The organism is Streptomyces sp. NPDC050704 (assembly GCF_040654355.1).
In the GTDB taxonomy this organism is placed as follows: Bacteria; Actinomycetota; Actinomycetes; order Streptomycetales; family Streptomycetaceae; genus Streptomyces.
Genome location: NZ_JBFAHW010000235.1, coordinates 1 through 5,895, shown reverse-complemented (window position 1 = coordinate 5,895; position 5,895 = coordinate 1). Strand labels below are relative to the sequence as shown.

Sequence of the window (5,895 nt, the reverse complement as noted above, 5' to 3'; positions counted from 1 at the left end):
GCGTCGTGCGCGTTGTTCGTGACGGTCACCAGTAGTGCGGCAAGCAGCGAACAGACCAGCAGTCCGCCGACGCCCACGGCCGCGGCCAGCCTCGGTGCGCCTGCACCTGGGCCGGCACCTCGAAGCCGCGGCTGCGCTCACCGGCGTCGATGCTGTGGTGGATGCCGACGGTACGGCGCCGGAACCCGGCGTACTCCTGGAGGTCGAGCGTGCCGGCCAGGCCGCGGGCCGCCAGGTCGACCTCCTCGGTGTGCGCCACGAGGAACCGGCCCCAGGAGGCCGCGAAGCGCGTACGCCATGTCAGGGACATGCCATCTGAGAGATGCGCCCAGACCTCGGCCCAGGCCACCGTGATGGGGCAGACCACCCGAGGGGTGAGGCCGGCGGGCCGCAGAGGCGTGGCGATGAGCTCCCGCGCGACCTCCGCTATGCGGTCGGCGAGATCGGGCCGGCTCGTGTCGAACTGGTCGTCGAAGAGGAAGGCCAGCGAGAACCAGTTCATCAGGACGACCATGTCGTCGGCCGAGGCGTGGGGATAGGTGCGGGCCGCGGCCTGAGGCAGGTCCCAGGAGCGGTACTCCTCGAAACCGGCCTGGCTGCGCACCAGGCCTTTGTCCCACACCCAGCGCAGATGGCGGGCCCGGGCGTATTCGAGGTGTTCACTCACCGGGGTGGTGAAGGGGAGGTCGAACCTGACGTCCTGCGGCATTCGCGTCCTCTCTTGCGGCGATCCGCAGGGCCCCCCACCTCTGCGGGCGGGCGATCAAAATGAGGCCCGCTGACTCGAACTGCGCGTCCCGAGGCGAAAGTTGACTCGATTTGCGCTACGAGGCTGCCCTGATCGTAAATGATCTATGCCGCCACCTCGGTGACTCCGCCGTGACCTGCGTTACACCTGCTCGTGACCTAGGTGACTTGTCGGCCCTTGTGGCCGAATGAGTGCGTTCGCCGTGCCGGGGCGGGCCCGACTGATTCCGCGTGGCGGGGTACCCGGTGAGGCGGGGGCAGTGGGCGGGAACCCCCGCTCACGCCCGGTCGGTGTACGGAGGAGACATGGCACTGGTAGTGACAGGCGTCGTCGTGCTCGACTGTGCCGAGCCCGAGAAACTCGCCGCGTTCTACAAGGAGTTGCTGGAGGCCGAGGAGACGGACGCGACGGCGAACCGGGTCGAGATCAGGGGAGCCGACGGAACCCGGCTGGCGTTCCGGCGTGACGTGAAGGCCACCCCGCCGAGCTGGCCGCGCCCCGAGAACTCCCTGCAGGCCCACCTGGACTTCCACGTGGAGGACCTGGACGAGGCGGAGCGCAGGGTGGTCGGTCTCGGCGGGCGGCCGCTGGAGACCAAGGACGCGTCCGGCCCGTTCGAGGAGCGCGGTTACGCCGATCCGGCCGGCCATTCGTTCACGCTGCGCATGGTGCCGGCCACCGCTCCCAAACAGGGATGACTCGTCAGGCCCGGTGAGTTCAGCCCCGGTGAGTTCAGCTCCGGTGAGCGCGCAGGGCGGCCAGGGCGCGGTCCGCGTGCGCGCTCATCCTGAGCTCGCTGTGCACCACGTCGAGTATCTTCCGGTCCTCGGAGATGACGAAGGTGACCCGCTTCGTGGGCGCCAGCGAGAAACCGCGCTTCACTCCGAACCGCTCGCGGATCACACCCTCGGGGTCGGACAGCAGCGGGAAGCCGAGGGTGTGCTTCCCCGCGAACTCCTGCTGCCGGTCGACCGTGTCACCGCTGATCCCCACCGGCCGCGCTCCGACGGCGGCGAACTCGGCGGCCAGGTCGCGGAAGTGGCAGGCCTCGGCCGTGCAGCCGGCGGTGAGCGCCGCCGGATAGAAGAACAGCACGACGGGCCCCTCGCCCAGCAGCTCGGAGAGGTGCCGGGAGGTGCCGGTCTCGTCGGGAAGCGCGAAGTCCTCGACCGTGTCGCCTGTTTCTATCCGGCTCTTCACAGCTCGTACCCCTGACTCCCGGCCGTCGATAAGGAGGCCAACCCTACGGGAGGGCACGGAAGCCGGAACGGGAGGGTGGGAAGCCGGGAATGGACTGCTGGGGAGTCAGTCCCGGCCGCCCTTCTCGCCGGAGGGCCATACTCCGGTCGACCGCTCGATGGCCGTCGCGCCCGTACGGTCCACCGCGCTGCGCACGACGGCGAAGATGGCCCCCTGTACGGCCGCGGCCAGCAGTACCTCGCCCCAGCCGCGGTCCTTGTCCAGGGCGTCGGGCGCGTCCTCTTCGTGGCGTATCGCCTTCCAGGTCGCCTGGAACGCCATCCCGGCCAGCGCCCCGCTCGTCCAGCCGAGGAGGAAGCCGAGAGGCTTGTAGGCGAGGGGCAGCTTCTTCTTCCGCATCTGGGTCTCCTTTGCCTCGCTGTCGCCCTGACGGCGGCGGTCTCACCGGACTCCTGGCGAGTGTCCCGATCCGGGGCGGATACGCGGACGGTGGAGGCGATGGGCGGAGGGGGATGAGTGGAGGAGGGGATCGGCTGCCGGTTCAGGGCCGGCCCGCCGCCGGCACCTCCTCGCCCTCGCGCACCGGCCCGGGCGGACTCCCGTCCCCGAAGGGACGCCCGCCGAGCTCCTCGCGGCGATGGGAGGTCAGCCAGCCGGACAGGTCGGGACCGATCGGCACGATGCCCGTCGGGTTGATGCCGGTGTGGACCTGGTAGTAGTGCCGCTTGATGTGGTCGAAGTCGACCGTGTCCCCGAAACCGGGCGTCTGGTAGAGATCGCGGACGTACGCCCACAACACCTGATTCTCCGTCAACTTCCAGCGGTTGCACTTGAAATGGCCGTGGTAGACGGCGTCGAAGCGGACCAGCGTGGTGAACAGCCGGATGTCCGCCTCGGTGATCGTGTCCCCGACCAGATAGCGCCGCCCGGCAAGCCGTTCGGACAGGATCTCCAGCCGCCGGAAGACCCCCTCGCAGGCCGCCGCGTACTCCTCCTGGCCGGTGGCGAACCCGGCCCGGTACACCCCGTTGTTGACGTCCTCGTACACCTCCGCCATGACCTCGTCGATCTCGTCCCGCAGCCCCGCCGGGTAGAGATCGGGTGCCCCTTCCCGGTGCAGGGCCGTCCACTCGGTGGCGAGGTCCAGGGTGAGCCGCTGGTAGTCGTTGGTCACCAGACGGCCGGAGGACACGTCCACCAGGGCGGGCACGCTGACGCCGCCCGGCGGGTCCGGCTCCCGGGCCTCGTACGCCTCGCTGAGGAACCGGATGCCGAGCACCGGGTCCCGGCCGCCCGGATCCAGCGTGAAGCGCCAGCTGCGGTCGTCCTGAACGGGATCGGCGATCGCCATCGACAGGGCGCCTTCGAGCCCCAGCAGCCGCCGCGAGATCACCGCGCGGCTCGCCCAGGGGCAGGCCCGGCTGACGACCAGCCGATAGCGCCCGGCCTCGACCGGCCAGCCGTCCCGGCCGTCCGCCGTGACGCGGTCCGCGAAGTGGCTCTTGGACCGCTTGAAGGACTTCCTCCCGTACCCGCTGTTGCCCTCGGTGTCTCCCATGACGCCTTTCCTTTCGTACGTGTACCCCGTACGTGTGCCCTGATGAGAGTTCCCCGAATTCCGCCGTCACTCCTGTGTGAGGACCGGTGAGAGGGGCAGTCGGCCGAGATGTCCCCCAAGCCGTCCTCCCGCCCCCGGCCCTCGGCCGAGGGGACCCCCGGCTCGCGACGCGCGGACCGCAGGACACGCGTCACCGTGCTGGTGGCGCTGGCCGCCAACATCGTGATCGCCATGGCCAAGGCCGTGGGCGGCTTCGTCGCGGGGTCCCCCGCGCTGCTCTCGGAGGCCGCGCACTCGGTGGCCGACAGCATGAACGAGCTCTTCCTCCTCGCCGCCCTGCGCCGCAGCAGGCGCCCCGCCGACAGCCGGCACCCCTTCGGCTACGGCAAGGAACGCTTCTTCTGGTCCCTCCTGGCAGCCGTCGGCATCTTCGTGATGGGCGGCTGCTTCTCCTTCTTCCAGGGCTTCGAGGCCCTCGGCAGGGGGAGTGCGGAGTCGACCTCCGGTTATCTGGCGGGGCTGGTGGTCCTCGTCATCGCGCTGCTCGCCGAAGGGACGTCCCTCCTGCGCGCCCTGCACCAGATCCGCCGACAGGGCGGCCTCGCCGAAGGCGCCCGCGACCCGGCCCTGCGGACGGTTGTCGCCGAGGACGGCACCGCCGTCCTCGGTGTGGGCCTCGCGATCGCCGGCATGGCCCTCCACATGGTCACCGGCCTGATCATCTGGGAGGCGTCGGCCTCGTTCGCCATCGGGGCGCTGCTCGTGTACGTGGCGTACCGGCTGGGCCGCGACGCGCGCGAGCAGCTGATCGGCCGGGCCGCGGATCCGGAGCCGAGCCGCCGCATCCGGGCCCTGCTGGAGGCGCAGCCGGAGATCGACTCCGTGGAATCCCTGCTTACCATGCAGCTCGGCCCCGACTCGACGCTCGTGGCCGCCCGCGTCGACCTGGTGCCCGGCCTGGACAGCGAGGAGGTCGAACTGGTCGCCGTACGCATCAAACGATCGGTGGCCCACACGATCCCGGAGGCCGACCAGATCTTCCTCGACGTGACGGACGCACCCACGGCACGGCGCGCCGCGAGGGCCGCACGGGCGGCTGCGAGCTCAGGAACAGACGACAAGGGCCCCGCCGCGACGGGGGAGCGCGGCGGGGCCTGACCCTCGGGTGCCCGGCGGACACCGATTCATGCCTGCCTTTCCGAAGGAATTTTCGGAAGGTCTTGGAGCCGCCCCTGATGCCATGGCGACCGGGGCCGGCAAGCGGCAGCGGCACTCGGTGCGCCGTGCCCTCGGGACCGTCAACGTCAGGACAGGCAGGGCAAGTTGGAGAGGCCCTGTTGTTCGCTCACGGCGGGGCCATCGGGTGCCCGTGCGCCGCTCACGCTCCGGCGACAGGCTCCAGGACGAAGACCGGGATCACCCGGTCGGTCTTCTTCTGGTAGTCGGCGTAGGGCGGATACGCCGCGACCGCGCGCTCCCACCACTGGGCCTTCTCCTCGCCGGTCACTTCGCGTGCCGTCATGTCCTGGCGCACCGGGCCGTCCTGGAGCTCCACGTGCGGATCGGCGACGACGTTGTGGTACCAGACGGGGTGCTTGGGGGCGCCGCCCAGCGAGGCGACGACGGCGTAGCGACCCTCGTGCTCCACGCGCATGAGCGGCGTCTTGCGGAGCTTGCCGCTCTTGGCGCCCTTGGTCGTCAGCAGAATCACGGGCATCCCCGTGTCCATCAGCGTCGTTCCCTCGGTCCCGCCGGAGCGCTCGTACAGCTCCACCTGATCACGGACCCACTGCGTGGGGCTGGGTTCGTACTCGCCCTCGAGAGGCATGGCATCCATCCCATCGTTCGTCGTTCGTTCGTACGACTCTTGCCAACCCAAGATTCAACACGGCCCCTACAGAGATTTCATCCCTGCCGCGCACGCCCGTTCGCTATTTCTCCGCCACGCCTCCAGACCGCTCTCCATCGCCTCGACGAGCCGGGCCAGTGCGTCGATCATCCGCTCCCGGTCCTCGCCGAGTGCCACCAACTGGCCTTACCCGGCAGGTAATTGTCGGCCGCCGCGAAGATCGGCACTGTAGGAGCTCCCCGCACCGGACGGCGCGGGTTCCGGGACGGCCCGAGACGGAGAGCCCGCATGACCCTCACGACCGACACCGCCGACGCGACCCGCACCGTCGTCCAGGAATTCCTGCGCCGCATCGGCCAGGGCGACCCCGAGCGCATCGCGGAACTGTACGCCGACGGAGCCGACTGGAAACTGGGAGCCTGTGTCTGAACCCCCGCCTGCGCCTCGACGCCCGGCACGCGCCCCCACCCTCGAACCGGCTTCGCTCGGCTCGGGCGGGGGGACCCCCACCGCCGCACGTCGCCGCAGGACAGGTGGCTC

8 protein-coding genes and 1 pseudogene are annotated in these 5,895 nt (G+C 70.3%); 3 read left to right on the top strand and 6 right to left on the bottom strand.

Features of this window, described 5'->3' with window-relative positions; translation table 11 throughout:
- Window positions 1-25: 25 nt before the first annotated feature.
- Window positions 26-709: a hypothetical protein gene (locus AB0I18_RS51470; protein ID WP_363112795.1), complete on the bottom strand. Its 684-nt coding sequence runs from the start codon at window positions 707-709 to the stop codon at window positions 26-28.
- A 344-nt stretch (window positions 710-1,053) separates the two neighbouring features.
- Between AB0I18_RS51470 and AB0I18_RS51465 the strand changes: the two genes are divergently transcribed.
- Window positions 1,054-1,446 (top strand): VOC family protein, encoded by a 393-nt coding sequence (locus AB0I18_RS51465; protein ID WP_363112794.1) that lies wholly within the window; start codon window positions 1,054-1,056, stop codon window positions 1,444-1,446.
- A gap of 34 nt (window positions 1,447-1,480) precedes the next feature.
- Here the strand turns inward: AB0I18_RS51465 and AB0I18_RS51460 are convergent, their stop codons facing one another.
- The 3 genes from AB0I18_RS51460 to AB0I18_RS51450 form a co-directional block, all read right to left on the bottom strand.
- Window positions 1,481-1,948, bottom strand: a complete 468-nt coding sequence (locus AB0I18_RS51460; RefSeq protein WP_363112793.1) for a peroxiredoxin — start codon at window positions 1,946-1,948, stop codon at window positions 1,481-1,483.
- Window positions 1,949-2,053: 105 nt separating this feature from the next.
- Window positions 2,054-2,347: a DUF4235 domain-containing protein gene (locus tag AB0I18_RS51455; protein WP_363112792.1), complete on the bottom strand. Its 294-nt coding sequence runs from the start codon at window positions 2,345-2,347 to the stop codon at window positions 2,054-2,056.
- Window positions 2,348-2,489: 142 nt separating this feature from the next.
- Window positions 2,490-3,506: a glutathione S-transferase C-terminal domain-containing protein gene (locus AB0I18_RS51450; protein WP_363112791.1), complete on the bottom strand. Its 1,017-nt coding sequence runs from the start codon at window positions 3,504-3,506 to the stop codon at window positions 2,490-2,492.
- 108 nt (window positions 3,507-3,614) lie between these two features.
- Between AB0I18_RS51450 and AB0I18_RS51445 the strand changes: the two genes are divergently transcribed.
- Window positions 3,615-4,664, top strand: a complete 1,050-nt coding sequence (locus tag AB0I18_RS51445; RefSeq protein ID WP_363112790.1) for a cation diffusion facilitator family transporter — start codon at window positions 3,615-3,617, stop codon at window positions 4,662-4,664.
- Between the two features lie 220 nt (window positions 4,665-4,884).
- Here AB0I18_RS51445 and AB0I18_RS51440 read toward each other — a convergent pair whose 3' ends face one another.
- Together AB0I18_RS51440 and AB0I18_RS51435 are read right to left on the bottom strand one after the other, a co-directional pair.
- The gene (locus tag AB0I18_RS51440) at window positions 4,885-5,334 is read right to left on the bottom strand and encodes a nitroreductase family deazaflavin-dependent oxidoreductase (RefSeq protein WP_363112789.1); all 450 of its coding nucleotides are present in this window, start codon (window positions 5,332-5,334) and stop codon (window positions 4,885-4,887) included.
- A gap of 66 nt (window positions 5,335-5,400) precedes the next feature.
- Window positions 5,401-5,532 (bottom strand): hypothetical protein, encoded by a 132-nt coding sequence (locus AB0I18_RS51435; protein ID WP_363112788.1) that lies wholly within the window; start codon window positions 5,530-5,532, stop codon window positions 5,401-5,403.
- Window positions 5,533-5,643: 111 nt separating this feature from the next.
- Here AB0I18_RS51435 and AB0I18_RS51430 point away from each other — a divergent pair.
- Window positions 5,644-5,769, top strand: a pseudogene (locus tag AB0I18_RS51430) (ketosteroid isomerase); the annotation flags it as partial.
- Window positions 5,770-5,895 lie beyond the last annotated feature (126 nt).

What these genes read in the sequence shown, in the direction of transcription:
- AB0I18_RS51450 (WP_363112791.1), bottom strand. Translation starts at nt 3,506, where the DNA reads ATGGGAGACACCGAGGGCAACAGCGGGTACGGGAGGAAGTCCTTCAAG.
- AB0I18_RS51445 (WP_363112790.1), top strand. Translation starts at nt 3,615, where the DNA reads ATGTCCCCCAAGCCGTCCTCCCGCCCCCGGCCCTCGGCCGAGGGGACC.
- AB0I18_RS51465 (WP_363112794.1), top strand. Translation starts at nt 1,054, where the DNA reads ATGGCACTGGTAGTGACAGGCGTCGTCGTGCTCGACTGTGCCGAGCCC.
- AB0I18_RS51470 (WP_363112795.1), bottom strand. Translation starts at nt 709, where the DNA reads ATGCCGCAGGACGTCAGGTTCGACCTCCCCTTCACCACCCCGGTGAGT.
- AB0I18_RS51440 (WP_363112789.1), bottom strand. Translation starts at nt 5,334, where the DNA reads ATGCCTCTCGAGGGCGAGTACGAACCCAGCCCCACGCAGTGGGTCCGT.
- AB0I18_RS51455 (WP_363112792.1), bottom strand. Translation starts at nt 2,347, where the DNA reads ATGCGGAAGAAGAAGCTGCCCCTCGCCTACAAGCCTCTCGGCTTCCTC.